General features: G+C 65.1%; 23 protein-coding genes. 21 read left to right on the top strand and 2 right to left on the bottom strand.

The features are described 5' to 3' along the window. The first annotated feature begins 12 nt into the window (after positions 1 to 12). From rseP to kdoO, 18 genes are all read left to right on the top strand, one after another. Complete coding sequence (gene rseP / locus C6570_RS14050) at positions 13 to 1,389, top strand: RIP metalloprotease RseP (protein WP_106703780.1); 1,377 nt, start codon at positions 13 to 15, stop codon at positions 1,387 to 1,389. Between the two features lie 39 nt (positions 1,390 to 1,428). Continuing rightward, positions 1,429 to 3,726 carry an outer membrane protein assembly factor BamA gene (bamA, locus tag C6570_RS14045; protein ID WP_106703779.1) on the top strand — a complete coding sequence of 766 codons (2,298 nt, stop codon included), beginning with the start codon at positions 1,429 to 1,431 and terminating at the stop codon, positions 3,724 to 3,726. Further along, positions 3,723 to 4,241 (top strand): OmpH/Skp family outer membrane protein, encoded by a 519-nt coding sequence (locus tag C6570_RS14040; protein ID WP_425437887.1) that lies wholly within the window; start codon positions 3,723 to 3,725, stop codon positions 4,239 to 4,241. The genes bamA and C6570_RS14040 overlap by 4 nt, the downstream gene beginning before the upstream one ends. 64 nt (positions 4,242 to 4,305) lie before the next feature. After that, the gene (gene lpxD, locus C6570_RS14035) at positions 4,306 to 5,289 is read left to right on the top strand and encodes a UDP-3-O-(3-hydroxymyristoyl)glucosamine N-acyltransferase (protein ID WP_106703778.1); all 984 of its coding nucleotides are present in this window, start codon (positions 4,306 to 4,308) and stop codon (positions 5,287 to 5,289) included. Between the two features lie 58 nt (positions 5,290 to 5,347). Beyond that, positions 5,348 to 5,791: a 3-hydroxyacyl-ACP dehydratase FabZ gene (gene fabZ, locus C6570_RS14030; RefSeq protein WP_106703777.1), complete on the top strand. Its 444-nt coding sequence runs from the start codon at positions 5,348 to 5,350 to the stop codon at positions 5,789 to 5,791. Between the two features lie 133 nt (positions 5,792 to 5,924). Then, positions 5,925 to 6,713, top strand: a complete 789-nt coding sequence (lpxA, locus tag C6570_RS14025) for an acyl-ACP--UDP-N-acetylglucosamine O-acyltransferase (protein WP_106703776.1) — start codon at positions 5,925 to 5,927, stop codon at positions 6,711 to 6,713. Between the two features lie 37 nt (positions 6,714 to 6,750). Further along, positions 6,751 to 7,287: a DUF2059 domain-containing protein gene (locus C6570_RS14020; RefSeq protein ID WP_106703775.1), complete on the top strand. Its 537-nt coding sequence runs from the start codon at positions 6,751 to 6,753 to the stop codon at positions 7,285 to 7,287. 44 nt (positions 7,288 to 7,331) lie between these two features. After that, positions 7,332 to 8,516 carry a lipid-A-disaccharide synthase gene (lpxB, locus tag C6570_RS14015; RefSeq protein ID WP_106703774.1) on the top strand — a complete coding sequence of 395 codons (1,185 nt, stop codon included), beginning with the start codon at positions 7,332 to 7,334 and terminating at the stop codon, positions 8,514 to 8,516. Continuing rightward, positions 8,488 to 9,144, top strand: coding sequence for a ribonuclease HII (gene rnhB, locus C6570_RS14010; protein WP_106703773.1), 657 nt, complete (start codon positions 8,488 to 8,490; stop codon positions 9,142 to 9,144). Before lpxB ends, rnhB begins: the two co-directional genes overlap by 29 nt. After that, positions 9,141 to 9,920, top strand: a complete 780-nt coding sequence (locus C6570_RS14005) for a TrmH family RNA methyltransferase (RefSeq protein WP_106703772.1) — start codon at positions 9,141 to 9,143, stop codon at positions 9,918 to 9,920. Before rnhB ends, C6570_RS14005 begins: the two co-directional genes overlap by 4 nt. Positions 9,921 to 10,088: 168 nt before the next feature. After that, positions 10,089 to 11,300, top strand: a complete 1,212-nt coding sequence (gene carA, locus C6570_RS14000) for a glutamine-hydrolyzing carbamoyl-phosphate synthase small subunit (protein WP_106703771.1) — start codon at positions 10,089 to 10,091, stop codon at positions 11,298 to 11,300. Then, a complete protein-coding gene (locus tag C6570_RS13995) occupies positions 11,297 to 11,659 on the top strand; it encodes a hypothetical protein (protein WP_106703770.1) in 363 nt (120 codons plus the stop codon). Before carA ends, C6570_RS13995 begins: the two co-directional genes overlap by 4 nt. Beyond that, entirely contained in the window at positions 11,652 to 12,353 is a 702-nt protein-coding gene (locus tag C6570_RS13990; RefSeq protein ID WP_123812270.1) for a hypothetical protein, read from the top strand. Before C6570_RS13995 ends, C6570_RS13990 begins: the two co-directional genes overlap by 8 nt. Beyond that, positions 12,350 to 12,979, top strand: coding sequence for a hypothetical protein (locus C6570_RS13985; protein ID WP_123812269.1), 630 nt, complete (start codon positions 12,350 to 12,352; stop codon positions 12,977 to 12,979). The genes C6570_RS13990 and C6570_RS13985 overlap by 4 nt, the downstream gene beginning before the upstream one ends. Before the next feature lie 9 nt (positions 12,980 to 12,988). Beyond that, a complete protein-coding gene (gene carB / locus C6570_RS13980; RefSeq protein WP_106703767.1) occupies positions 12,989 to 16,267 on the top strand; it encodes a carbamoyl-phosphate synthase large subunit in 3,279 nt (1,092 codons plus the stop codon). Positions 16,268 to 16,421: 154 nt separating this feature from the next. Then, the gene (greA, locus tag C6570_RS13975; RefSeq protein WP_106703766.1) at positions 16,422 to 16,898 is read left to right on the top strand and encodes a transcription elongation factor GreA; all 477 of its coding nucleotides are present in this window, start codon (positions 16,422 to 16,424) and stop codon (positions 16,896 to 16,898) included. 16 nt (positions 16,899 to 16,914) lie between these two features. Next, complete coding sequence (locus tag C6570_RS13970) at positions 16,915 to 17,337, top strand: DUF4149 domain-containing protein (protein ID WP_106703765.1); 423 nt, start codon at positions 16,915 to 16,917, stop codon at positions 17,335 to 17,337. Continuing rightward, the gene (kdoO, locus tag C6570_RS13965) at positions 17,334 to 18,230 is read left to right on the top strand and encodes a Kdo hydroxylase KdoO (protein WP_106704708.1); all 897 of its coding nucleotides are present in this window, start codon (positions 17,334 to 17,336) and stop codon (positions 18,228 to 18,230) included. Before C6570_RS13970 ends, kdoO begins: the two co-directional genes overlap by 4 nt. A 129-nt stretch (positions 18,231 to 18,359) precedes the next feature. On the opposite strand, the gene C6570_RS13960 is transcribed toward kdoO, so the two are convergent. Further along, on the bottom strand, positions 18,360 to 19,082 hold the full coding sequence (locus C6570_RS13960; RefSeq protein WP_106703764.1) for a glycosyltransferase: 723 nt from the start codon (positions 19,080 to 19,082) through the stop codon (positions 18,360 to 18,362). A gap of 89 nt (positions 19,083 to 19,171) precedes the next feature. Next, positions 19,172 to 19,648: a YhbY family RNA-binding protein gene (locus tag C6570_RS13955; RefSeq protein WP_106703763.1), complete on the bottom strand. Its 477-nt coding sequence runs from the start codon at positions 19,646 to 19,648 to the stop codon at positions 19,172 to 19,174. Positions 19,649 to 19,698: 50 nt separating this feature from the next. Here C6570_RS13955 and C6570_RS13950 point away from each other — a divergent pair, with 50 nt between their 5' ends. From C6570_RS13950 to folP, 3 genes are all read left to right on the top strand, one after another. After that, positions 19,699 to 20,379: an RlmE family RNA methyltransferase gene (locus C6570_RS13950; RefSeq protein WP_106703762.1), complete on the top strand. Its 681-nt coding sequence runs from the start codon at positions 19,699 to 19,701 to the stop codon at positions 20,377 to 20,379. A 216-nt stretch (positions 20,380 to 20,595) separates the two neighbouring features. Then, on the top strand, positions 20,596 to 22,515 hold the full coding sequence (gene ftsH, locus C6570_RS13945) for an ATP-dependent zinc metalloprotease FtsH (protein ID WP_106703761.1): 1,920 nt from the start codon (positions 20,596 to 20,598) through the stop codon (positions 22,513 to 22,515). Positions 22,516 to 22,606: 91 nt separating this feature from the next. Then, positions 22,607 to 23,494, top strand: a complete 888-nt coding sequence (gene folP, locus C6570_RS13940; RefSeq protein WP_106703760.1) for a dihydropteroate synthase — start codon at positions 22,607 to 22,609, stop codon at positions 23,492 to 23,494. Positions 23,495 to 23,542: the final 48 nt, after the last annotated feature.

Below are 23,542 nucleotides of genomic sequence, written 5' to 3'. Positions count from 1 at the left end.
GAACCTAGTGCCATGCTGATGACTTTGCTGGCTTTTGTCGTGGCCTTGGGCGTGCTTATCGCCATCCACGAATGGGGACACTACCGCATGGCGGTGGCCCGGGGTGTCAAGGTGCTGCGCTTTTCGGTGGGCTTTGGCAAGACCATTGCGCGCTTCAAGCCCAAGAAGCAGCGCCAGGGACAGGACACGGAATTCGTCATTGGCGCCATCCCTTTTGGCGGCTACGTCAAGATGCTGGACGAGCGCGAAGGAGAAGTGCCTGAGGCGGATCGCCCCATGGCGTTCAACACCCAGCCGCTTTCAACACGCGCGCTCATCGTGGCCGCTGGGCCGGTCGCCAATTTGATTTTGGCGGTGCTGCTTTACGCAGTGGTCAACTGGGTGGGCGTGGATGAGCCGCGCGCGCTGTTGTCACCGCCGGTGGCCGGGTCACTCGCGCAAAGTGCCGGGCTGCAAGGCGGTGATCTTGTGCGCAGCGCCGCGCTGGCCGGCGATGATTTGGAGCCGGTGGCCTCGTTCGAGACCCTGCGCTGGGTACTGACCCGCGGTGCTTTGAATGCGCAGGACGTTCAGCTGGAGGTGGTACGCGGCGACAACGGCACGTCGCGCGAAGTGCGCCTGCCGCTGTCTTCGCTGGCCCACAAAGACCCTGACGCTCAACTGTTTCGCGCCATCGGCATCGTCTCGCCGCTGACCGAACCTGTCCTGGGCGAGGTGATGGCGGGCGGCGCAGCGGCGCGCGCCGGTCTTCGCGAAGGCGACCGTGTCGTTCGCGTGGGCGATACCGCCGTGGCGGACGGCCAGCAGCTGCGCGAGTGGATTCGCGCCTCCGCCCGCGATGGTGCGCCGGCCGAACTGGCCTGGCAGATCGTCCGCGACGGTCGTCCCATGACCGTTCAAGTGCGCCCGGACGCCGTGGACGACAAGGGCGGCCGCATCGGCCGCGTGGGCGCCTTCGTGGGATCTGCGCCGGCCATGGTCACCGTCCGCCAGGGTCCCATTGAGGGCCTGTGGTCTGGCGCGGTGCGCGTCTGGGAGGTTTCCACGCTGTCGTTGCGCCTGTTGGGCCGCATGGTGACGGGTGATTTGTCGCTCAAGAACCTGAGCGGCCCCATTGCGATTGCCGACTACGCGGGCAAGTCTGCCGCGCTGGGTTTGACGTATTACCTTGGCTTTTTGGCCTTCATCAGCGTCAGCCTGGGCGTGCTGAACCTGCTGCCCGTGCCCGTCCTCGATGGGGGGCACCTGATGTATTATCTTTGGGAGGCGGTCACGGGCAAGGCGGTAGAAGGCAAATGGCTCGAACGGCTCCAATACGTGGGCATGTTTTTGCTGCTGTCCATGATGGCCATTGCGATGTTCAACGACATCACCCAGCGCCTAGGCTAGAACATCTGTGACCCGCAGGTCACCTCAAACTCTGCATTCATGAAGTCAATCGCTCAACGATTCCGCCTGCGCTCTGTGACCTCGTTGGTCACGCTGGCCCTTGCATCGCAAATGGCCTGGGCGGTTGACCCTTTCACCGTGCGCGACATCCGTATCGAGGGCCTGCAGCGCGTCGAGCCGGGCACCGTGTTCGCGTCTCTGCCGGTACGTGTGGGCGAAACCTACAACGATGAAAAAGGCGCCGCGGCCATCCGTTCGCTGTTCGGCCTGGGCTTGTTCACCGACGTGCGCCTCGACGTGCAGGGCGACGTGCTCGTGGTCAACGTGCAGGAGCGTCCTACCGTCGCTGCCGTGGATTTCGCTGGCAACAAGGAATTCAGCAACGACATCCTGCAAGGTGTGCTGCGCGACGCGGGGCTGTCGTCTGGGCGGCCTTACGACCGCGCGCTGATCGACCGGATCGAGCAAGAGCTCAAGCGCCAGTACATCAACAAGAGCCTTTACGGCGCCGAGGTGGTGACCACCGTCACCCCCATGGAGCGCAACCAGGTTCGCCTGACCTTCAACATCACCGAAGGCCGCGCTGCGCGTATCAATGACATCGAGATCCTCGGCAACCACGCCTTTTCTGAAAAGCAGCTCAAGGGCCTCTTCGAGCTGGATTCAGGTGGCTGGCTGTCTTGGTATACGAAATCCGACCAGTATTCGCGCACCAAGTTGAATGCCGATCTGGAGGCGCTGCGCTCCTTCTACCTGGCGCGTGGCTACCTCGATTTCAAGATCGATTCCACCCAGGTGGCCATGTCGCCCGACAAGGAATCCATCTCGGTCACCGTCAACGTCACTGAAGGTGACCGCTTTGTCGTGACCGGCGTCTCGCTCGAAGGCAATTACCTTGACAAGGACGACGAGTTCAAATCGCTCATCACCATCAAGCCGGGTGAGGCGTACAACGCCGATCAGGTGGCAGAAACCACCAAGGCGTTCACCGAATACTTTGGCAACTACGGTTATGCGTTCGCCCAGGTGGAAGCGCTGCCGCAGGTGGATCGTTCGACCAACCGTGTGGCGATGGTGATCAAGTCGGATCCGGGGCGGCGCGCCTATGTGCGCCGCATCAACGTGCAGGGCAACGCTCGCACCCGCGACGAAGTGATCCGCCGCGAGTTCCGCCAGTACGAATCGTCCTGGTACGACGCCGACCGCATTCGCCTGTCGCGCGATCGGGTGGATCGCCTGGGGTATTTCACCGAACTGTCCGTGACCTCGGCCGAAGTGCCGGGCGCGCCTGATCAGGTCGATCTGAATATCGAAGTCAAGGAAAAGCCGACGGGCAACATCTCCATCGGCGCAGGCTATTCGTCGGCAGAGAAGCTGTCGTTCACCTTTGGCCTGGCGCAGGAAAACGTGTTTGGCTCGGGCAACCGGCTGGATCTGCAGCTCAATACGGGCAAGTTCAACCGCACCGTGGTGGTCAGCACGACCGACCCGTATTTCACGGCCAACGGTGTGTCGCGCACGGTCGATCTGTACTACAAGACCCAGAAGCCGTACCAGGATCAGGGTGGTAACTACACCCTGGTCACCATGGGTGCTGGCCTGAAGTTCGGTGTGCCCGTTACCGAAATCGACACCGTGTACTTGGGCATGAACGCCGAGCGCACGCGCATCAAGCCGGGTACGAACATTCCGGCCTCGTATCTGGCCTACGCCAACCGTTTTGGCTACACCAGTACATCCTTCCCCTTCACATTGGGCTGGTCGCGCGATTCTCGCGACAGCGCATTGGCGCCTACCGATGGCCGCTATCAGCGCTTGCTGGGTGAATTGGGCCTGGTCGGCGACGCGCGCTACGTCAAGGCGAACTACCAGTACCAGCAATACATCCCTCTGGGCAAGCTGTACACGCTCGCATTCAATGCCGAAGCGGGCTGGGGCAAAGGTTTGGGCGGTCGCCCGTTCCCGGTCTTCAAGAACTTCTATTCGGGTGGCCTGGGGTCGGTGCGCGGCTATGAGCAGTCCACGCTCGGCCCGCGCGACGTGACGGGCGCTTTTATCGGCGGTACGCGCAAGTTCACCCTGAACACCGAGTTCATTACCCCGTTCCCCGGTGCCGGCAACGATCGCACCTTGCGCCTGTTCGGCTTCGTCGACGTGGGCGCGCTGTACGGCGACGGTGAGAAGATCACCGGCGACGCATTGCGTTACTCAACCGGTATCGGGTTCAGCTGGATCTCGCCCCTGGGCCCGCTGCGGTTTGCCTTTGCAGTGCCGCTGCGCAAGCGCCCCGGCGATAGAATTCAACGTTTCCAATTCCAGATCGGGACTTCGTTTTGAAGCAGTATTTTTCTCATGGGCTGATGGCGCTGGTGGTCACGGGCGCCGCAGTGCTGAGCACGCAGGCCGTTGCGCAAGATTTCGCGCGCATCGGTTTCGTCAACACCGACCGCATGCTGCGTGAAGCCAACTCCTCTCGCACCGCGCAGACCAAGCTGGAGCAAGAGTTCTCACGTCGCGAAAAAGAGATCGACGACGCCGGCAGCGCACTGAAAACCGCTTCCGATCGCTTTGAGCGCGAATCGACCACCATGTCGGAAAGCCAGCGCCAAACGCGCCAGCGCCAACTGATGGATCAAGACCGCGAGTTTCAGCGCAAGCGCCGTGAATTCCAGGAAGACCTGAATTCGCGCAAACAGGAAGAGCTCCAGCAGATTCTTGACCGCGCCAACCGTATCGTCAAACAGGTCGCCGAGGCTGAAAAGTACGACGTCATCCTGCAAGAGGCGGTGTACGTCAATCCCAAGCTCGATATCACCGACAAGGTGATCAAGGCGCTCAACGGCGCCAAGTGAGTGAGCGCGCGTGCTACCTTTTTTGCAGCGCGCGCCCCGAGATTCCTACTGCTGAATTCCTGACGTGACCTTGCGAGCCGGTGCCATTGTTCAGTCGCTCGGCGGAGAGCTGTTTGGTGATCCGGACCGTCAGATCACCCGACTGGCGCCGCTGGAAACCGCTCAGCCGACCGAGCTGAGCTACCTTGTCAACCCGCGTCTGGCCCAGCAGCTGGCCAACACGCAGGCTGGCTGCGTCATCGTGGGGCCCGCCATGGCGGAGGCCGCCCGCAGCCGCGGCGACTGCATCGTCTGCGACGATCCGCACCTGTACTTCGCGCGCGTTACCCAACTGTGGCGCCGCCTTCACCACGTTGCGCCGCGTTCGCGCATTCATCCCAGCGCGGTGGTGGAAGAGGGTGCCTTCGTACATCCCACCGCCGTTGTCGGCGCGCTCAGCTTCGTGGGTCGTGGCGCCCGTATTGGTGCCGACACGGTCATCAAAGAGCGCGTGACCATTGGCGAAGACTGCGTGCTGGGCGCCCGCTGCCTGGTGCAAAGCGGTGCGGTGATCGGCGGCGACGGCTTCGGCTTTGCATCGCAAGACGGCGCCTGGATCAAGATCGAGCAGCTGGGCGCGGTGCGCATCGGGGACGACGTGGAGATCGGCGCCAACACCTGCGTGGACCGCGGCGCGTTGGACGACACCGTGATCGAAGACGGCGTCAAGCTCGACAACCTGATCCAGATAGGCCACAACACGCACATTGGCAAGCACACGGCGATGGCCGGCTGCGTGGGCGTGGCGGGCAGCGCGCGCATCGGCGCCTATTGCACCGTGGGCGGCGCGGGCATGATCGCCGGGCACCTGAGCATTGCCGACCATGTGCATGTGTCGGCCGGGTCATTGGTGTCGCGCTCGATCACCAAGCCGGGCCACTACACCGGCTTCTTCCCCATCGATGACAATGGCGAGTGGGAAAAGAACGCCGCCACCCTGAGGCAGCTGCACCGCCTGCGCGAACGCGTTCGGCAACTCGAGCGGCTCATGGCCGATTCCGAAGAATAATGGGCTCCAGCGCTTGTGCGACAAGCGCTGGCAGCTATCAAATAGTGAGCATACTGCCATGATGGACATCCACCACATCCTGACCAAGCTGCCGCACCGCTACCCGTTTTTGCTGGTCGATCGCGTGTTGGATATCGACCTTGAGGCCAAGACCATCCGCGCGCTCAAGAACGTGACGGTGAACGAGCCTTGTTTCACCGGGCATTTTCCCAAGCGCCCGGTTTTCCCGGGCGTTTTGATGCTGGAGGCGCTGGCCCAGGCCTGCGCGCTGCTGTCGTTCGAAGTCACCGGCCTGTCGCTGGACGACGAATCGGTCTTTTACTTTGTCGGCGTGGACGGCGCGCGTTTCAAGCGCCCCGTTGAGCCGGGCGACCAGCTCATCATGCATTCGGCTTTAGAGCGCGTGCGCGGCGGCATCTACCGCTACAACTGCAAGGCCACGGTCGATGACGAGGTCGCGGTCGAAGCGGCGATCATGTGCACGATGCGCAAGGTGGTATGACGCTGCCGGATTGCCAAGCTGCCGTGTCTTCTGACGTGCCGCGCGTCTTCTTGCGCGTTCGCGTGACGGACTTCTTCAGCCTTCTGAGCGCCGCCGCGCGCCGGCCCGCCTTGAAGGTTGAAAGGGCTGGCGCTTGACCCAGATCCACCCCACCGCATTGGTTGACCCTGCGGCCGAATTGGCCGAAGGCGTGGTGGTGGGTGCGTATTCGATCATCGGCCCGCATGTGCGCGTGGGCGCCGCCACCGAAATCGGCCCGCACTGCGTGGTGGAAGGCCACACCACCATCGGGCGCAGCAACCGCATTCTGCAGTTCGCCAGCATCGGCGCGCCACCGCAAGACAAGAAATACGCTGGCGAGCCCACGCGGCTGGAAATTGGCGACGGCAACACCTTCCGCGAGTTCGTCACCGTCAACACCGGCACCGTGCAGGATGCGGGCGTCACCCGCATCGGCAGCGACAACTGGATCATGGCCTACGTGCACATTGCGCACGATTGCCAGCTGGGCGACCACATCATCCTGGCCAACTCGGTGCAACTGGCCGGGCACGTGCATTTGGGCGACTGGGTCTTTCTGGGCGGGCTGACGGGCGTGCACCAGTTCGTGCGCGTGGGAGCGCACGCGATGACGGCCTTCCAGTCGCGACTGGCGCAAGATGTGCCGCCCTTCGTCACCGCGGGCGGCAACCCTTCGGAAGCGCAGAGCATCAACGCCGAGGGCTTGCGCCGCCGTGGCTACAGCAGCGAGCGGATTGCGCTGGTCAAGCAGATGTACCGGCTGCTGTACCGCAAGGGCCTGACGCTGGATGCCGCACGCCAGCAGATCGATGCGCTGCGCGGTGAAGTGCCCGAGGCCGACACCGATATCGCGCTGATGCAAACCTTTCTGGCGCAGGCCTCTCGCGGTATCGTGCGTTGACCAAGTGGCCGCTGGTGCCGCTAGCTGGAGAAGATAGATGAACACCCGTATCTTGGTGCGCCGCGTGGGCGTTGCTTTCGCCCTGTCGGGCGCTCTGGCCGCGCACGCCGAGCCCGCGTCCGAAGCCGCTGCGCAAGAGCTGCTCAAGATCAGCCGGGCCGAGTCGATGATGACGGCAGCGAGCGCCAACCTGGAGCAGCAAATGCGCGACACCATGGGCAGCATGCTGGCGCAGGAAAAGCTGACCCCCGCGCAGCGCGACGCCGTGACGCGCGTGGTGCCCGCCCGCGTGTCTGAGCTGATCAGCAAGGCGATGGACTGGCCGGCAGTAGAAAAAGACATGGTGCAGGTCTACCGCGATAACTTCACTGAAGAAGAAGTGGCGGGGCAGATCGCGTTCTACCGCTCATCCGTCGGCCAATCGGTGCTCGACAAAATGCCGGCCGTCATGCAGCAATCCACCGAGTTGGCCATGCGCCGCATGCAGACGGTGCTGCCGCAGATGAAGTCCGTCATTGAAAAGGCGCTGGCCGAAGCGAAAGCCAGCGCCGACGCCGCGCCCAGCCGCCCGTGATCACGCAGACCGGCGCCGCCGCTGGGGCGTCACCGAGCTTGGCGATGGTGGCCGGCGAACCTTCCGGCGACCTGCTCGCCGGGCACCTTCTGGCGCACCTCAAGGCGCGATGGCCTGGTCTGGATGCGGCCGGGATAGGCGGCGCTCACATGGTGGCGCAGGGGTTCAACGCCTGGTGGCCGGTCGAGAAGCTGTCGGTGCGTGGCTATCTCGAAGTGCTGCCGCGCCTGCCCGAGCTGCTGCGCCTGCGCCGCCAGCTGGGTGATCGCCTGCTGGCCGAGCGGCCGGACCTGTTCATCGGCGTGGACGCGCCCGATTTCAATTTCGACCTGGAAGCGCGCCTCAAGCAAGGTGGCCTCAAGACCCTGCACTTCGTCAGCCCATCCTTCTGGGCCTGGCGGCCAGAAAAGCTGATCAAGCTGCGGCGCGCGGCCGACCACGTGCTGTGCCTGTTCCCCTTCGAGCCCGAACTGCTGCACCGCGCCGGCATTGCCGCCACCTACGTCGGTCACCCCTTGGCGCAGGCCATTCCGATGCAGGCCGACGCCGCAGCCGCGCGCGCTGCGCTGGGCCTGCGCGCCGATGGGCCGCTGGTCGCGCTGCTGCCCGGCAGCCGCAATGCCGAGGTAGATCACCTTGCGTCAAGATTCTTTCAGGCTGCAGCGCTTATCCGACAAGTGCATCCAGCTACACAATTTGTAGTGCCCACGGTGCCTTACCTGCTGCCCAAGGTGCGGCAGCTGGCCGGCGCCAGCGGCCTGGGCGACGCGGTGCACGTGGTGGCGGGCCAGTCGCACGCCGCGCTCGCGGCCTGCGACGTGACCCTGATCGCCAGCGGCACCGCCACGCTGGAGGCCGCGCTGTTCCATAAACCCATGGTGATCGCCTACGCCATGCCCGCGCTCAGCTACCGGCTGATGTGGCGCAAGCGTCAGCTGCCCTGGGTGGGCCTGCCCAACATCCTGTGCGCCCCGCGCGAATGGCTGGATCGGCCTGCCGCCGTGGCGCCGCGCGAATGGGCCGACCGGCCGGGCGCGCCCTTCGTCGTGCCCGAACTGGTGCAGGACGCCGCCACGCCGCGTGCGCTGGCCACGGCCGTGCTGGACTGGCTGCGCGCGCCTGAGAAAATGGCGGCCACCACGGCGCGCTTTGCCGATCTGCACGCCGAACTGCGCCGCCCCACCGCCCAACTCGCTACCAATGCGATCGAAACGCTTCTTGCACGCTGAACAGTCCGCGCTGGACTGGAAACCGTCCGGCCTGTGCGCCGGCGTGGACGAGGCCGGGCGCGGCCCGCTGGCCGGGCCGGTGGTCGCGGCGGCCGTGATCCTGGACCCGCGCAAGCCCATCGCCGGCTTGGCCGATTCCAAAACGCTGACCGCGCTTCGGCGTGAGCGGCTGTACGACGAGATTTGCGCCAAGGCGCTGTGCTGCTCCATCGCCGAGGCTTCGGTGGCAGAGATCGACACCATCAACATCCTGCAAGCCACGCTGCTGGCCATGCGCCGCGCCGTGGAGGGCCTGCGCCTGCCGCCCGCGCTGGTGCGGGTGGACGGCAACCGCTTGCCGGTGCTGGCAGTGCGGGCCGAAGCGGTGGTGGGTGGCGACGCCACGGTGGCCGAGATATCGGCCGCCTCCATCCTGGCCAAGGTGCACCGCGACCGCTGGTGCGCCGCAATCGACTTGCAGTGGCCGCAGTACGGCTTTGCTGCGCACAAGGGCTACGGCACGCGCGCGCACATGCAGGCCTTGCGCGAACACGGCGCGTGTGTGCACCACCGGCGCACCTTCGGCCCCGTGGCGGCTGCCCTGCTGGCCAGCCAGGGCGCGTTGCAACCCGAGGCGGCATCGGCATGAGTGAAACCGGCCCCGTCGTCATCCGATCGCGCGACAACGCGCTGCTGAAAGACCTGCGGCGCCTGGCGCAGGACAACGGCGCCTACCGCAAGCAGGGCCGCGTGTGGATCGAGGGGGATCACCTCTGCCGTGCCGCCCTGGCGCGCGGGTGGCGCCCGGCGTTGGCTGTGTTTTCTGAATCATATTGGCCTGCAGCGCCCGCTGCAATTGCGCAAGCAGCTCCTAAAAACATAGTAATCGAAGATGGGCTGATGGCCGGCATCAGCGGCCTGGAATCGCCCGCGCCGATGGCTTTCGTGCTCGATCTGCCAGCGGGCCACGCGCTGCAGGCCGACCTGCCCACCGTCGTGCTCGACCGCCTGCAAGACGCGGGCAACGTCGGCTCCATCCTGCGCAGCGCGGGCGCGTTTGGCTTCGCGCAGGTGCTGGCGATCAAGGGCACGGCGCAGCTGTGGTCGCCCAAGGTGCTGCGCGCGGGCATGGGCGCGCATTTCGGCCTGCGCCTGGTTGAAGGCCTGGACGTGGCCGCGCTGGCCGCGCTGCAGGTGCCCTTGGTAGTGACCAGCTCGCACGAGGGCGAATGGCTGCACCGCGCGCGCCTGCCCTGGCCGTGCGCGTGGGTGATGGGGCACGAAGGGCAGGGCGTGGATGCCGCTTTGGCCCAGCGCGCGGCGATGGCCGTGCGCATCGCCCAGCCGGGCGGCGAGGAGTCGCTGAACGTAGGCGCTGCGGCGGCGATTTGCCTGCACGCCAGCGCCACATCGCGAATGGCCTGAGGCGCGCGGCAGGCCCCACGCGGGGCGAGGGTGCAAGGTATAATCAGCGGCTTTTCTCGAAACCGCGTCGCCCGACCGCAGTCAAGTCCAACATTCAATTGAGACGAGCCACGCGGCGCGCTGCGTGGCCAGGCAAGTGTGGGCGACCGTCAACCAACGGAGTATCCCGTGCTTTCCACCTTGAGCGGGAAACACCCCGCCGCCATCCTGGCCCTTGCCGATGGCACGGTCTTCATCGGTCAGTCCATTGGTGCTGCCGGCCAAACGGTCGGCGAAGTGGTGTTCAACACCTCGATCACCGGCTACCAGGAAATCCTGACCGACCCCAGCTACTGCCAGCAGCTGGTCACCCTGACTTACCCCCACATCGGCAGCTACGGCACCAATGGCGAGGACGTCGAGTCTGCCCAGGTGTTTGCCGCCGGCCTGATCGTGCGCGATCTGCCGCTGCTGGCCAGCAACTTCCGCAGCGACGCCAGCCTGAGCGAATACCTGCAGCGAGCTGGTTGCGTGGCCATTGCCGGCATCGACACGCGCCAGCTCACGCGCCTGCTGCGCGACAAGGGGGCGCAAAACGGCGCGATTCTGGCGTTGGCCGAGGGCCAGGCGCCCGATCAAGCCGCCGTCGACACCGCCTTGGCCGCCGCGCGCGCCACGCCGCCCATGAGCGGGCTGGATCTGGCCAAGGTGGTCAGCACCACCGAAGCCTACCCCTGGACGCAGACCGAATGGCGCCTGGGCGAAGGCTATGGCCGCCAGGACGCGCCCCGCTTCAAGGTGGTGGCGTACGACTTCGGCGCCAAGTACAACATCCTGCGCATGCTGGCCGAACGCGGTTGCGACTTGACCGTGGTGCCCGCGCAGACTTCCGCCGCCGAGGTACTGGCCATGCGGCCAGACGGCGTGTTCCTGTCCAATGGCCCCGGCGACCCCGAGCCGTGCGACTACGCGATCAACGCCGCGCGCGAGATCATCGCCAGCGGCATGCCCACCTTCGGCATCTGCCTGGGCCACCAGATCATGGCCCTGGCCGCGGGTGCCAAGACGTTCAAGATGGCCAACAGCCACCACGGCGCCAACCACCCGGTGAAAGACCTGGACACAGGCCGCGTCAGCATCACCAGCCAGAACCACGGCTTTGCGGTGGCGATGGATTCGCTGCCCGCCACGCTGCGCGCCACGCACATCAGCCTGTTCGACGGCACGCTGCAAGGCCTGGAAGTGATCGGGAAGCCGGCGTTCTGCTTTCAGGGGCACCCTGAGGCCTCGCCCGGCCCCCACGACATTGGCTACCTGTTTGACCGTTTCATAAAAGATATGGCTGCAGCGCAGGCTGGTAGTGCGCCGGCAGCTACAAAAAAGGGAGTGGTTGCCGCATGAAGTTGTACAGCTTTCCGCAGGCTCCGCTGGAAAAAGCCATTGCCAAGCGCATGCTGACGCTGGTGCCGCCGCACAAGGATTGGTTCGCTGAGCGCTGGTCGCAAAAGCCCTACAAGAAATCCTTCATGGAACACAAGGCCATGCCGCTGATCACGCTGCTGGCCAAGGGCAAGACCTGGACCGACGAAGAATTCAACAGCGAGCTGGCCGGCTGGACGGTGAAGTTCTACGACGCCGAAGCCGAAGTGCTGCGCCCGCTGATCGACGGCGACGGCCTGCTGCAGCTGATGCAGAAAAACATGCCGCCCGAGCGCGTGCAGGCCCTGCTGCGCAAGCTGGATGAGGATCGCCATGCCTAATGCGCGCCAAGCGGGCTGGTTGCGGCGCTGCCTGGCTGCCGGCGTGGCCGGCGCCTTCCTGGCGCTGGGCGCGGCAGGTTGCGCCAGCAATGGCGCCGCCAAGGCAGCCGACCCGGCGCGCGTGCAGCGCCTGGGCGCACTGTTCGTGCAGACCATGCCGATCGGCTGGATTGCCGAGCGCGTGGCCCAGCTTGACCCGCAGTGGCCCATGCAGCAGCACGCCGGCAAGTTCACGCCCGCGCAGCTGGCCTGCACTCGCGGTGAACTGACGGCCGACAAGGTGGACGCCACCGTGATCGGCAACGCGCAGGCCTTTGCCCGGCGCTACCCTGATCGCGTGGAAGAGTCGATCCAGCTGCTGGAAGCCGGCGCGGCCGAAACCACCGGCATGCTGATGCGCGCCGGCGTGCGAGAGGGCACGGGCGGCGCCAAGGTGGACGCCAGCCGCTTGATGGCCGAATTGACCGCCGCGCAGCTTCGGTCTTTCGTCACCTTGACTGAAAACCCCCAATACGCCGAACTGCGCCAAGCCCTGCGGCTGGATGGCATCACCAGTGCCAGCAGTCGCCAAGAATCGCGCCAGCGCGGCTTTCGCCTGGGGCAATCGCTGATGGCGGCACCGCTGCTGAGCGCGTTCGAGCGCTGCAACATCTCCCCAGCAGCCATTTTTGACAAGCCTGGAATGCCTGCGTGAGCGACTCCATGGCGTGGTGCTTGGCCCTGGTGGTCTTTGGCGCGCTGGCCTTGCTGGCCGGCTGCGCTCGCCTGCCCGTGGCCGAAACCGCCGCGCCCCGCGACCGGTTTGCCAGCGCCTATGTCGAGTTGCTGCCCGTCGCCGACATGATGGGTGAAGCCGCCGCGCGCGACCCGCGCTGGCCCTTGGCCGAAAAGGCCGCGCTGGTCAGCCCCGCCCAGCTGGGGTGCATGCGCCAGGCGTTGGCCCCCGGCCAGGTGCAGGCGGCGCAGCTCCAGTTGGCACTCGACTACGCCGACGCGCATCCTGCCACGCTGACGGCAGACATCGCCGTTCTGGAAGGCGGCGCTGCCCGCCTGATCGGCCAGGCCATGCGTGCCGGGGCCGGGTTGAAAGCCCCTGCATCCACGCGCCCCGCCAGCGAGGGTGAAATGCGGGCGCTGGCGCAGTTCGCCACCGACGCGCGCTTCGCCGATCTGCGCCAGGCCACGGGCCTGTCCCGGCTGGCGGGCGGATCGCCTTCGGCGGACGACGAGCGCGGCAAGGACATTGCGCGCGCCCTGACAGTGAACTTTCTGACCGACGCATTTCTGCGTTGCCACATTCCGGTCAAGCTTTTGTATTGACCCCAAGCCATGCCCAAACGTTCTGATCTGAAATCCATCCTCATCATTGGCGCCGGCCCCATCGTGATTGGCCAGGCGTGCGAGTTCGACTATTCCGGCGTGCAGGCCTGCAAGGCGCTGCGCGAAGAAGGCTACAAGGTCATCCTGATCAACAGCAACCCCGCGACGATCATGACCGACCCGGCCACGGCCGACGTCACCTACATCGAGCCCATCACCTGGCCGACGGTCGAGAAGATCATCGCCAAGGAGCGGCCCGACGCCATCCTGCCCACCATGGGTGGCCAGACGGCGCTGAACTGCGCGCTCGATTTGTGGCGCAACGGCGTGCTGGCCAAGTACAACGTTGAGCTGATCGGCGCCACGCCTGAGGCCATCGACAAGGCCGAAGACCGACTGAAGTTCAAAGAGGCGATGACCAAGATCGGCCTGGGCTCGGCACGCTCGGGCATTGCGCACAGCATGGACGAAGCCTGGGGCGTGCAAAAGCACGTGGGCTTTCCCACCGTGATCCGCCCCAGCTTCACCCTGGGCGGCACCGGCGGCGGCATCGCCTACAACCCGGAAGAGTTCGAGACCATCTGCAAGCGCGGCCTGGAAGCCTCGCCCACCAACGAGTTGCTGATTGAAGAATCGCTGCTCGGCTGGAAAGAGTACGAGATGGAAGTGGTGCGCGACAAGGCGGACAACTGCATCATCATCTGCTCCATTGAAAACCTGGACCCGATGGGTGTGCACACGGGCGACTCGATCACGGTGGCCCCGGCGCAGACGCTGACCGATAAGGAATACCAGATCATGCGCAACGCCAGCATCGCGGTGCTGCGCGAGATCGGGGTGGACACGGGCGGCTCGAACGTGCAGTTCTCGATCAACCCCAAAGACGGCCGCATGGTCGTCATCGAGATGAACCCGCGCGTGTCGCGTTCATCCGCGCTGGCCTCCAAGGCCACGGGCTTTCCCATCGCCAAGGTGGCCGCCAAGCTGGCTGTCGGCTACACGCTGGACGAACTGAAGAACGACATCACCGGCGGCGCCACGCCAGCCAGTTTCGAGCCCAGCATCGACTACGTCGTTACCAAGATCCCGCGTTTCGCGTTCGAGAAGTTTCCGGCCGCCGACAACCGCCTGACCACGCAGATGAAGAGCGTGGGCGAGGTGATGGCCATCGGCCGCACCTTCCAGGAATCCTTCCAGAAAGCCCTGCGTGGCCTGGAAGTGGGCGTGGATGGCATGAACGAAAAAACCCAGGACCGCGAATGGCTTGAAAAAGAGCTGGGCGAGCCGGGGCCAGACCGCATCTGGTTCGTGGGCGACGCCTTCGCCGCCGGCTGGTCGCTGGACGAGGTGCACAACATCACCAAGATCGACAAATGGTTCTTGGTGCAGATCGAGGAGATCATCAAGATCGAGCTGGAGCTGGACCAGCACACCGAGCAGCAGGGCGCCAAGGCGCTGGAGACGCTATCGAAAGAAGAGCTACTCACGCTCAAGCGCAAAGGCTTCTCGGACCGTCGCCTGGCCAAACTGCTTAAGACCACGGACAAGGCGGTGCGCGACCAGCGCCGTGCGCTGAATGTGCGCCCGGTCTACAAGCGCGTGGACACCTGCGCCGCCGAATTCGCCACCAACACCGCGTACATGTATTCGACGTACGAGGTGGAATGCGAGGCCGCGCCCACCAACAACAAGAAGATCATGGTGCTCGGCGGTGGCCCCAACCGCATCGGCCAGGGCATCGAGTTCGACTACTGCTGCGTGCACGCCGCGCTGGCCATGCGCGAAGATGGCTACGAGACCATCATGGTCAACTGCAACCCCGAAACCGTCTCGACCGACTACGACACGTCTGACCGCCTGTACTTCGAGCCGCTGACGCTGGAAGACGTGCTGGAGATCGTCGACAAGGAAAAGCCCACCGGCGTGATCGTGCAGTACGGCGGCCAAACGCCGCTGAAACTGGCGCTGGGCCTCGAGGCCGAAGGCGTGCCCATCATCGGCACCAGCCCCGACATGATCGACGCCGCCGAAGACCGCGAGCGCTTCCAGAAACTGCTGCATGAGCTGGGCCTGCGCCAGCCGCCCAACGCCACCGCCCGCACCGAGGCCGAGGCGCTGGAAAAGGCCGCCGAGCTGGGCTATCCGCTGGTGGTGCGCCCCAGCTACGTGCTGGGCGGCCGCGCCATGGAAATCGTGCACGAACAGCGCGACCTGGAGCGCTACATGCGCGAAGCGGTGAAGGTCAGCAACGATTCGCCGGTGCTGCTGGACCGTTTCCTGTCCGACGCCATCGAGTGCGACGTCGATGCCGTCTGCGACGGCCAGCGCGTGTTCATCGGCGGCGTGATGGAGCATATCGAGCAAGCCGGCGTGCACTCGGGCGACTCGGGCTGCTCGCTGCCGCCGTACTACCTGAAGCAGGCCACCATCGACGAGCTGAAGCGCCAGACCGCCGCCATGGCCAAGGGCCTGAACGTGGTGGGCCTGATGAACGTGCAGTTCGCCATTCAGGAAAAACCGCAGGCCGACGGCAGCAAGCAGGACGTGATCTACGTGCTGGAAGTCAACCCCCGCGCCAGCCGCACCGTGCCCTTCGTCAGCAAGGCCACCGGCATCCAGCTGGCCAAGGTGGCCGCGCGCTGCATGGCAGGCCAGTCGCTGGACGCGCAAGGCATTGGCGCCGAAGTGCACCCGCCGTACTTCAGCGTGAAGGAAGCGGTGTTCCCGTTCGTGAAATTCCCGGGTGTCGACACGATCCTGGGCCCCGAGATGAAATCGACCGGCGAAGTCATGGGCGTGGGCAAGACCTTTGGCGAGGCCTACGTCAAGGCGCAGATGGGTGCGGGCGAGCGCCTGCCGCGCCCGCTGAAGGCCGATGGCACGCCCAGTGGCAAGGTCTTCCTGACGGTGAAGAACAGCGACAAGCCGCAAGCCGTGCAGATTGCACGCGATTTGCACGCCATGGGCTTCGCGCTGGTGGCCACGCGCGGCACGGCCGCCGCCATCGAAGCGGCGGGCATCCCGGTGCAGACGGTGAACAAGGTCACCGAAGGCCGCCCGCACGTCGTCGACGCGATCAAGAACGGCGAAATCGTCATGGTCATCAACACCGTGGAAGAGCGCCGCAACGCCATCGCCGACTCGCGCCAGATCCGCACCAGTTCGCTGCTGAACCGCCTGACCACCTTCACCACCATCGCCGGCGCCGAAGCCGCGGTGGAGGGCATGAAGTTCATGGACAAGCTGGGTGTGATCTCGGTGCAGGAGATGCACGCGCAACTGGTGTAAGCGGACCGACGCGCGGGGCTTGCGGCCGCGCGCGTCCCCTGCCTGATGGGCTAGGGCCCCAGCGCCCAAAGCCGGGGCATAATGGCATCAACAACACACACCGCCGAGGGGAAACGCTCGGCGGTTTTCGCTTTTTGCATGGACTTAGAGACAAATGGCCACCATTCCCATCACCACGCGCGGCGCTGAGAAACTCAAGGCGGAACTGCATCGCCTCAAGACCAAGGACCGCCCGGAGGTCATCCAGGCGATTGCCGAGGCGCGCGCGCAGGGTGACTTGAGCGAAAACGCCGAGTACGACGCGGCCAAGGATCGCCAGGGCTTCATCGAAGGCCGCATCAAGGAAGTGGAAGGCAAGCTGGCCGCCGCGCAGGTGATCGATCCGTCGTCGCTGGACGCGGGTGGCAAGGTCGTTTTTGGCGCCACCGTGCAGCTGGAAGAAGAGGAATCGGGCGAGAAAGTCACCTACCAGATCGTGGGTGAGGACGAGGCCGACCTGAAGCACGGCCTGATCAACATCAGCAGCCCCATCGCCCGCGCGCTGATCGGCAAGGAAGAGGGCGACAGCGCCGAAGTGCAGGCGCCCGGCGGCGTGAAGCACTACGAAATCATCGCCGTCAGCTACATCTGAGCACCCGGCGCACGCCATGAGATCACGCACGCTCGTCTTTGCCGCCGCCCTGTGGTGGGGCAGCCTGAGTGCCATTGGCTTCATGGCGGTGCCGCTGTTGTTCCGCTACTTGCCTACCGCGGCGCTGGCGGGGCAGGCGGCGGCGCGGCTGTTTTCGGCGCAGACGTGGGTGTCGCTGGTGTGCGGCGCTCTGCTGCTGGTGCTGTTGAAGCCAAAACCGGGCCTAGCGCAGGCGCAACCGGCGCGGGCAGCTACGATTTTCGTAGTGCTTGGCATGCTGATGGCCATGGTGGTGGAGTACGGCGTGGCGCCGCGCATCGTGGCGCGCGAAAATCTGGCCGTATGGCACAGTGTAGGCACCCTGATGTACGCCGTGCAGTGGGTGTGCGCCGGCATCGTGCTGTGGCGCGTCAGCCCGCCAACCGGATGGAGGCCATGAAAAGCGACCAAATCGTCGAAATCGACGCGACCGACATCGGGCAGCTGCACAGCCAGCCCGATTGGACGGCCGCGGTCGAGGCGGGCAAGCTGCTGTACTTTCCGCACCTGGGCTTTCAGGTGCAGCCCGATGAGCGCGCCCTGCTGCGCGAAGACATGCTCAGCCCCAAGGCGCGCAACGTCAGCCTGGGCGCCGACGGCGTGCTGAAGGGCGCAGGCGGCTCGCAGGCCGAGCAGGCGCTGCTGGCCGCCATGGTGGCGCGCTTTCGCCAGCAGGCGCTGCAACTGGTCGACGTGCTGCTGCCCGAATACCACGGCCACACGCGCATTGCGCCCACCAGTTTTCGCCCGCGGCAGGTGGAAACGCGCGTGCAGTCGGTGCGCGCAGACGACCAGCGCATGCACGTGGATGCCTTCCCGTCGCGCCCCAGCTATGGCGAGCGCCTGCTGCGCGTGTTCGCCAACGTCAACCCCGCGGGCGTGCCGCGCGTGTGGCGCGTGGGCGATTCGTTCGAGGCGGTCGCGCGCCACTTTCTGCCCAAGGCCAAGCCCTACAGCCTGTGGCAGGCCAAGGTGCTGAACGCCGTGAAGGCCACCAAGTCGCTGCGCAGCGAGTACGACCACTACATGCTGCAGCTGCACGACCTGATGAAGTTCGACGAGGACTATCAGAAGAACGGCACGCAGGTGAAGATGCCTTTTCCGCCTGGCTGCCTGTGGGTGTGCTTTTCCGACCAGGCCACGCACGCCGTAATGAGTGGGCAGTACATGATGGAGCAGACGCTGTACCTGCCGCCGGGGCGCGAAGTGAATCCGCAGTCCAGCCCGCTGGCGATCCTCACGCGCCTGGTTGGGCGGCCGCTGCTGGGCGTCGGCGAGGGCCGGGCGCGCTGAGCGCTTGCACCGGCCAGCGGCGGCGTTTTGCTATTGAATAGCTAGCTGCTTGCGCAGGTGCAGCAAGCGCTGGCGGTCGATTTGTCTTGTAGGTCGCACTTTGACGGCCCAGCCCCTCGACGCTTTTGTCTAGGCCTTCCAGGCCTGCCCCACCCAGGTGGCGGGCTGGATGTGGGCAAAGCGCTTGTTGCGTTTGCCCGCCAGCGCGTCGGGCGGATTCACTTCGCCGTGGAAGATGACGATGCGCGCACCCGCTGGCACGAAGGGTGGCTTCCAGTAGTTGGTGGGCCACGTCGGGATGCAGTCGTATTTGAAGCTGGGGCACCAGCCGGTCGGCCAGTAGTTCAGCTTGCCCTGCCGGTGCAGGTAGTGCGAGAGGAAATCCTGCTCGTTGCGGTACTCGCGCTGCACTTCTTCCATGTGGTCGCGGAAGTACGCCAGCACGTCGGCGTGCGCCCCCAGCTCAAACCGGTACACGGACGAATTGCCCACGATGCGCTGGCCAAAACGCCAGAAGCGCGGGTAGTCGTGGATGATGTTGAACGCACCCGGCTGGGTGAAAAAATCGTCCAGGCTGCCGACGACCACCACGTCCAGATCCATGAACATGGCGGTGCCGCGCAGGCCGTGCAAATCGGCCTCAAAGGTGGTCAGCTTCTTCCAGGCGCCGTCGCGCTGGCCGGGCTTCAGGTTCAGGTTGAGCGGCGGGATGGGCAGGCACTGCACCTCGGGCCGAATGCCCTTGGCGTCGTCGGTCAGGCAGACGAAGTTGAAGTCGCCCGACAGATGGCGCCGCACCATGCCGTAGAGGCGGTCGACGTATTCGGGGCCGTATTTCGTGCCCCATTTCATGCACAAAATATGGCGTTGGCGCTGGTCTGACATGCGCTGGCAGCTATGAATTCAGGAGTAATTGGCGCCGCATCGCAGCGCGCTGCCGCTCAATCAGAACGGCCTTTCTTGACCGACTTTTGCTTGGGCGCCGACCTTTTCACCTTGCCACCCGTGGTCAGGCGCTGGTTGCCCAGCACGCGCACCACGCGCACTTCGGGCCGCTGGCCGCCGCGCTTGCTGTACTTCAGCACCTTCACGTCCTTGGGGCCGGCCATGCGGTCTTCATCGGGCGCGCCGCGCTCTTTGGCGGGCTTGGGGCGCCACAGCACCAGCAGCTTGCCGATGTGCTGGATGGGCGCGGCGTTCAGCTCGTCGGCCAGTTGTTGGTAGATGGCCTCGCGCGCGGCGCGGTCGTCGCCCAGCACGCGGATCTTGATCAGACCGTGGGCGTTCAGCGCCAAATCGGCTTCTTTGCGGATGGCGTCGGTCAGGCCATCGCCGCCAATCATGACCACGGGGTCCAGGTGGTGGGCCTCGGCGCGGTGCGCTTTGCGTTCGGTGGGGGTAAGTTGGATCTGCGCCATGCGCGCGATTATCTACTGCGGCCAAGGCTGCGGGCGGCGACAATCGGCGCATGAAGGTGAAAAGCAAGAGCAAAAAGGTCAACAAGGCGTGGTTGAGCGACCACCTGAACGACCCCTACGTCAAGCTGGCGCAGCGCGAGGGCTACCGCGCCCGCGCGGCGTACAAGCTCAAAGAGATCGACGAAACGCTGGGGCTCATCAAGCCCGGGCATCGCGTGGTGGACCTGGGCAGCACGCCTGGTGCCTGGAGCCAGTACGTGCGCCGCCGCCTGTCGCCCGACGGCGCAGCCGCCGGCGAGCTGAACGGCACCATCGTTGCGCTGGACATCCTGCCCATGGAGCCGATCGAGGGCGTGCAGTTTCTGCAAGGCGATTTCCGCGAAGACGAAGTGCTGGCCCAACTGGCGCAAGCCGTGGGCGGCGAGCCGGTGGACGTGGTGGTGTCGGACATGGCGCCCAACCTGTCGGGGGTGGAATCCAGCGATTCGGCGCGCATCGCGCATCTGGTCGAGCTGGCCGTGGAATTCGCTCAGAACCACCTCAAGCCGGGTGGCGCGCTGGTGGTGAAGGTGTTCCACGGCAGCGGCTACAGCCAGCTGGTCAAGCTGTTCAAGGAAACCTTCAAGGTGGTTAAGCCGATCAAACCCAAGGCTTCGCGCGACAAATCGGCGGAAACCTTTCTGGTCGGTATCGGTCTGAAGCACGGCCGCTGCGACGTGCCCCGACCTTGATCTGGACAAACTGCCGCAACCAGATGTAAGCCTGCTGCTTGGATTGGCTTGCCTTGAGCGGCCCCTGTGGCCGCATTCGTTCTGAAAATGCGCCGAAAAGCGCGTCTGCGGGGCGGGATTTACCCATTTGCCCTCTGTTGCCAGAGGTTGAAAAGCCTAGAATGACCCGTACATGTTCGGCACTGCCGGCATTTTGCTGACTCTGGAGCGTAAGCCTTGAAGAATCAATGGTTCTCGAAGATCGCCGTTTGGATGGTGATCGCGATGGTGCTGTTCACTGTGTTCAAACAGTTCGACGGCGGCCGCATGGCGAATTCGTCGCATGTGGGCTACTCGGATTTTCTGGAAGATGTGCGCAACAACCGCGTGAAGGAAGCCACCATCCAGGAAAGCCCCGGTGGTACCGACATCGTCGCCGTGATGAACGACGACCGCCGCGTGCGCACCCAAGCCACCTACCTCGATCGCGGGCTGGTCGGCGACCTGATCAACCACAACGTCAAGTTTGACGTCAAACCGCGCGAAGAAGGCTCGCTGCTGACCACGCTGCTGGTCAGCTGGGGCCCGATGCTGCTGTTGATCGGCGTGTGGGTGTACTTCATGCGCCAGATGCAGGGCGGTGGCAAGGGCGGCGCGTTCAGCTTCGGCAAGTCCAAGGCGCGCATGCTGGACGAGAACACCAACCAGGTTACCTTTGCTGATGTGGCTGGCTGCGATGAAGCCAAGGAAGAAGTCAAGGAAGTCGTGGACTTCCTGAAAGACCCGCAGAAGTTCCAGAAGCTGGGCGGCCGCATTCCGCGCGGTTTGCTGCTGGTCGGCCCTCCGGGCACCGGCAAGACCTTGCTGGCCAAGTCCATCGCTGGCGAGGCCAAGGTACCCTTCTTCAGCATTTCCGGCTCCGACTTCGTCGAAATGTTCGTCGGCGTGGGCGCGGCCCGTGTGCGCGACATGTTCGAAAACGCCAAGAAGAACGCCCCCTGCATCATCTTCATCGACGAAATCGACGCCGTGGGCCGCCAGCGCGGCGCCGGCTTGGGCGGCGGCAACGACGAGCGCGAACAGACCCTCAACCAGATGCTGGTCGAGATGGACGGCTTCGAGACCAACCTCGGCGTGATCGTGGTGGCCGCCACCAACCGCCCCGACATCCTGGACGCCGCCTTGCTGCGTCCCGGCCGCTTCGACCGCCAGGTCTACGTGACGCTGCCGGACATCCGCGGCCGCGAACAGATCCTGAACGTGCACATGCGCAAGATCCCGATTGGGCAAGACGTTAGCCCCAACGTGATCGCCCGAGGTACCCCCGGCATGAGCGGCGCCGATCTGGCCAACCTGTGCAACGAAGCCGCGCTGATGGCCGCGCGCCGCAATGCGCGTGTGGTCGAGATGCAGGATTTCGAGAAGGCCAAGGACAAGATCTTCATGGGCCCCGAGCGCAAGAGCATGGTCATGCCCGAGGAAGAGCGCCGCAACACGGCCTACCACGAATCTGGCCACGCACTCATCGGCAAGCTGCTGCCCAAGTGCGACCCGGTCCACAAGGTCACCATCATCCCGCGCGGGCGCGCGCTGGGCGTGACCATGAGCCTGCCCGAGAACGACCGCTACAGCTATGACAAGGAATACATGCTGAACCAGATCAGCATGCTGTTCGGCGGCCGCATTGCGGAAGAAGTGTTCATGAACCAGATGACCACCGGCGCCAGCAACGACTTCGAGCGCGCCACCAACCTGGCCCGCGACATGGTCATGAAGTACGGCATGAGCGAGGTCATGGGCCCGATGGTCTATGCCGAGAACGAGGGCGAGGTGTTCCTGGGCCGCAGCGTGACCAAGACCACCAACATCAGCGGCGCCACCATGCAGAAGGTGGACGGCGAAGTGCGCCGCATCATCGACGAGCAGTACGCGCTGGCGCGCAAGCTGATCGAAGACAACCAGGACAAGATGCACGCCATGGCCAAGGCTTTGCTGGAATGGGAAACCATCGATGCCGAGCAGCTGGACGACATCATGGCCGGCCGCGCGCCGCGCCCGCCTAAGGACTTCACACCGCGTACGCCTTCGTCGGGCGGCAGCGGCGGGACGCCCTCCGAGGTGACCAAGCCTGCCGATCCAGCGCCCAGCGCTGCTTGACGCCAACCAACGCCCGCAAGCCGGGCGTTGACCACCGCAGCGGGGCCGATGGCCCCGCTTGCTTTTTGTGGGCCCCAACCGAGTCACCGCCATGCAATGGAAAACCACACGATTCGACATTGACCTCAGCGAGCCGCAGGTCATGGGTATCGTCAACCTGACGCCGGATTCGTTTTCTGACGGCGGCCAATTCCACGATCCGGTGCACGCGCTTCGGCATTGCGAACGGTTGCTGAAGGACGGTGCGCACATGCTCGACATCGGCGGCGAATCGACGCGCCCGGGCAGCGGTGGCGTGTCGGTCGAGCAAGAGCTTCAGCGGGTACTGCCAGTCGTGCGCGAGGCCGTCAAATTCAACGTGCCCATCTCGGTGGACACGTCCAAGCCCGAGGTCATGTCGGCGGTGCTCGATTTGGGCGCCGACATCATCAACGACGTGTGGGCGTTGCGACGAGCCGGCACCGACGGCGGCCCCAGCGCCACGGATGTCGTGCGCGCGCACCCGGCGTGCGGCGTCTGCGTGATGCACATGCACGGCGACCCTTCGACGATGCAGCTTCAGCCGATGGACGGTGACGTGGTGCCTGAAGTGCTCCTGTTCTTGGAGCGTTCAGCGCAAGCACTGCAAGCGCTGGGGGTTCAAAAGGCCCGAATTGCCATAGACCCGGGCATCGGGTTCGGCAAGACCGTGGCGCAGAACTACGCCCTGTTGGCCAGGCAGTCCGAGCTGTTGCAGCCGGGCTATCCGCTGCTCGTTGGCTGGTCGCGCAAGTCGTCGATTGGCGCGGTTTCGGCCGACGCGCAAGGCAACGTTCCGCCTGCCGCGCAGCGCTTGGGTGGCAGCGTGGCGGCGGCCGTGCTGGCTGCAGAGCGCGGTGCGCGCATCGTGCGGGTGCACGACGTGCGCGAAACCGTGCAGGCGCTGCAAGTCTGGCGCGCCGTGGCGGTGCAGGCCGGTTCTTCACAACGGCTGGTTTAACCTGACGCAACAGACAGCGTGGCTCCCGCCCGGGCGTTGCGCCGGGCT

It is taken from the genome of Ottowia oryzae (assembly GCF_003008535.1).
Lineage (GTDB): Bacteria > Pseudomonadota > Gammaproteobacteria > Burkholderiales > Burkholderiaceae_C > Ottowia > Ottowia oryzae.
This window is presented reverse-complemented; position numbering and strand designations above follow the sequence as displayed.

Coding starts and splice junctions, on each gene's coding strand:
- rseP (WP_106703780.1), top strand. CDS start 13: ATGCTGATGACTTTGCTGGCTTTTGTCGTGGCCTTGGGCGTGCTTATC.
- bamA (WP_106703779.1), top strand. CDS start 1,429: ATGAAGTCAATCGCTCAACGATTCCGCCTGCGCTCTGTGACCTCGTTG.
- fabZ (WP_106703777.1), top strand. CDS start 5,348: ATGATGGACATCCACCACATCCTGACCAAGCTGCCGCACCGCTACCCG.
- C6570_RS14020 (WP_106703775.1), top strand. CDS start 6,751: ATGAACACCCGTATCTTGGTGCGCCGCGTGGGCGTTGCTTTCGCCCTG.
- lpxB (WP_106703774.1), top strand. CDS start 7,332: ATGGTGGCCGGCGAACCTTCCGGCGACCTGCTCGCCGGGCACCTTCTG.
- rnhB (WP_106703773.1), top strand. CDS start 8,488: ATGCGATCGAAACGCTTCTTGCACGCTGAACAGTCCGCGCTGGACTGG.
- C6570_RS14005 (WP_106703772.1), top strand. CDS start 9,141: ATGAGTGAAACCGGCCCCGTCGTCATCCGATCGCGCGACAACGCGCTG.
- C6570_RS13995 (WP_106703770.1), top strand. CDS start 11,297: ATGAAGTTGTACAGCTTTCCGCAGGCTCCGCTGGAAAAAGCCATTGCC.
- C6570_RS13990 (WP_123812270.1), top strand. CDS start 11,652: ATGCCTAATGCGCGCCAAGCGGGCTGGTTGCGGCGCTGCCTGGCTGCC.
- carB (WP_106703767.1), top strand. CDS start 12,989: ATGCCCAAACGTTCTGATCTGAAATCCATCCTCATCATTGGCGCCGGC.
- greA (WP_106703766.1), top strand. CDS start 16,422: ATGGCCACCATTCCCATCACCACGCGCGGCGCTGAGAAACTCAAGGCG.
- C6570_RS13970 (WP_106703765.1), top strand. CDS start 16,915: ATGAGATCACGCACGCTCGTCTTTGCCGCCGCCCTGTGGTGGGGCAGC.
- kdoO (WP_106704708.1), top strand. CDS start 17,334: ATGAAAAGCGACCAAATCGTCGAAATCGACGCGACCGACATCGGGCAG.
- C6570_RS13960 (WP_106703764.1), bottom strand. CDS start 19,082: ATGAAATGGGGCACGAAATACGGCCCCGAATACGTCGACCGCCTCTAC.
- C6570_RS13955 (WP_106703763.1), bottom strand. CDS start 19,648: ATGGCGCAGATCCAACTTACCCCCACCGAACGCAAAGCGCACCGCGCC.
- C6570_RS13950 (WP_106703762.1), top strand. CDS start 19,699: ATGAAGGTGAAAAGCAAGAGCAAAAAGGTCAACAAGGCGTGGTTGAGC.
- folP (WP_106703760.1), top strand. CDS start 22,607: ATGCAATGGAAAACCACACGATTCGACATTGACCTCAGCGAGCCGCAG.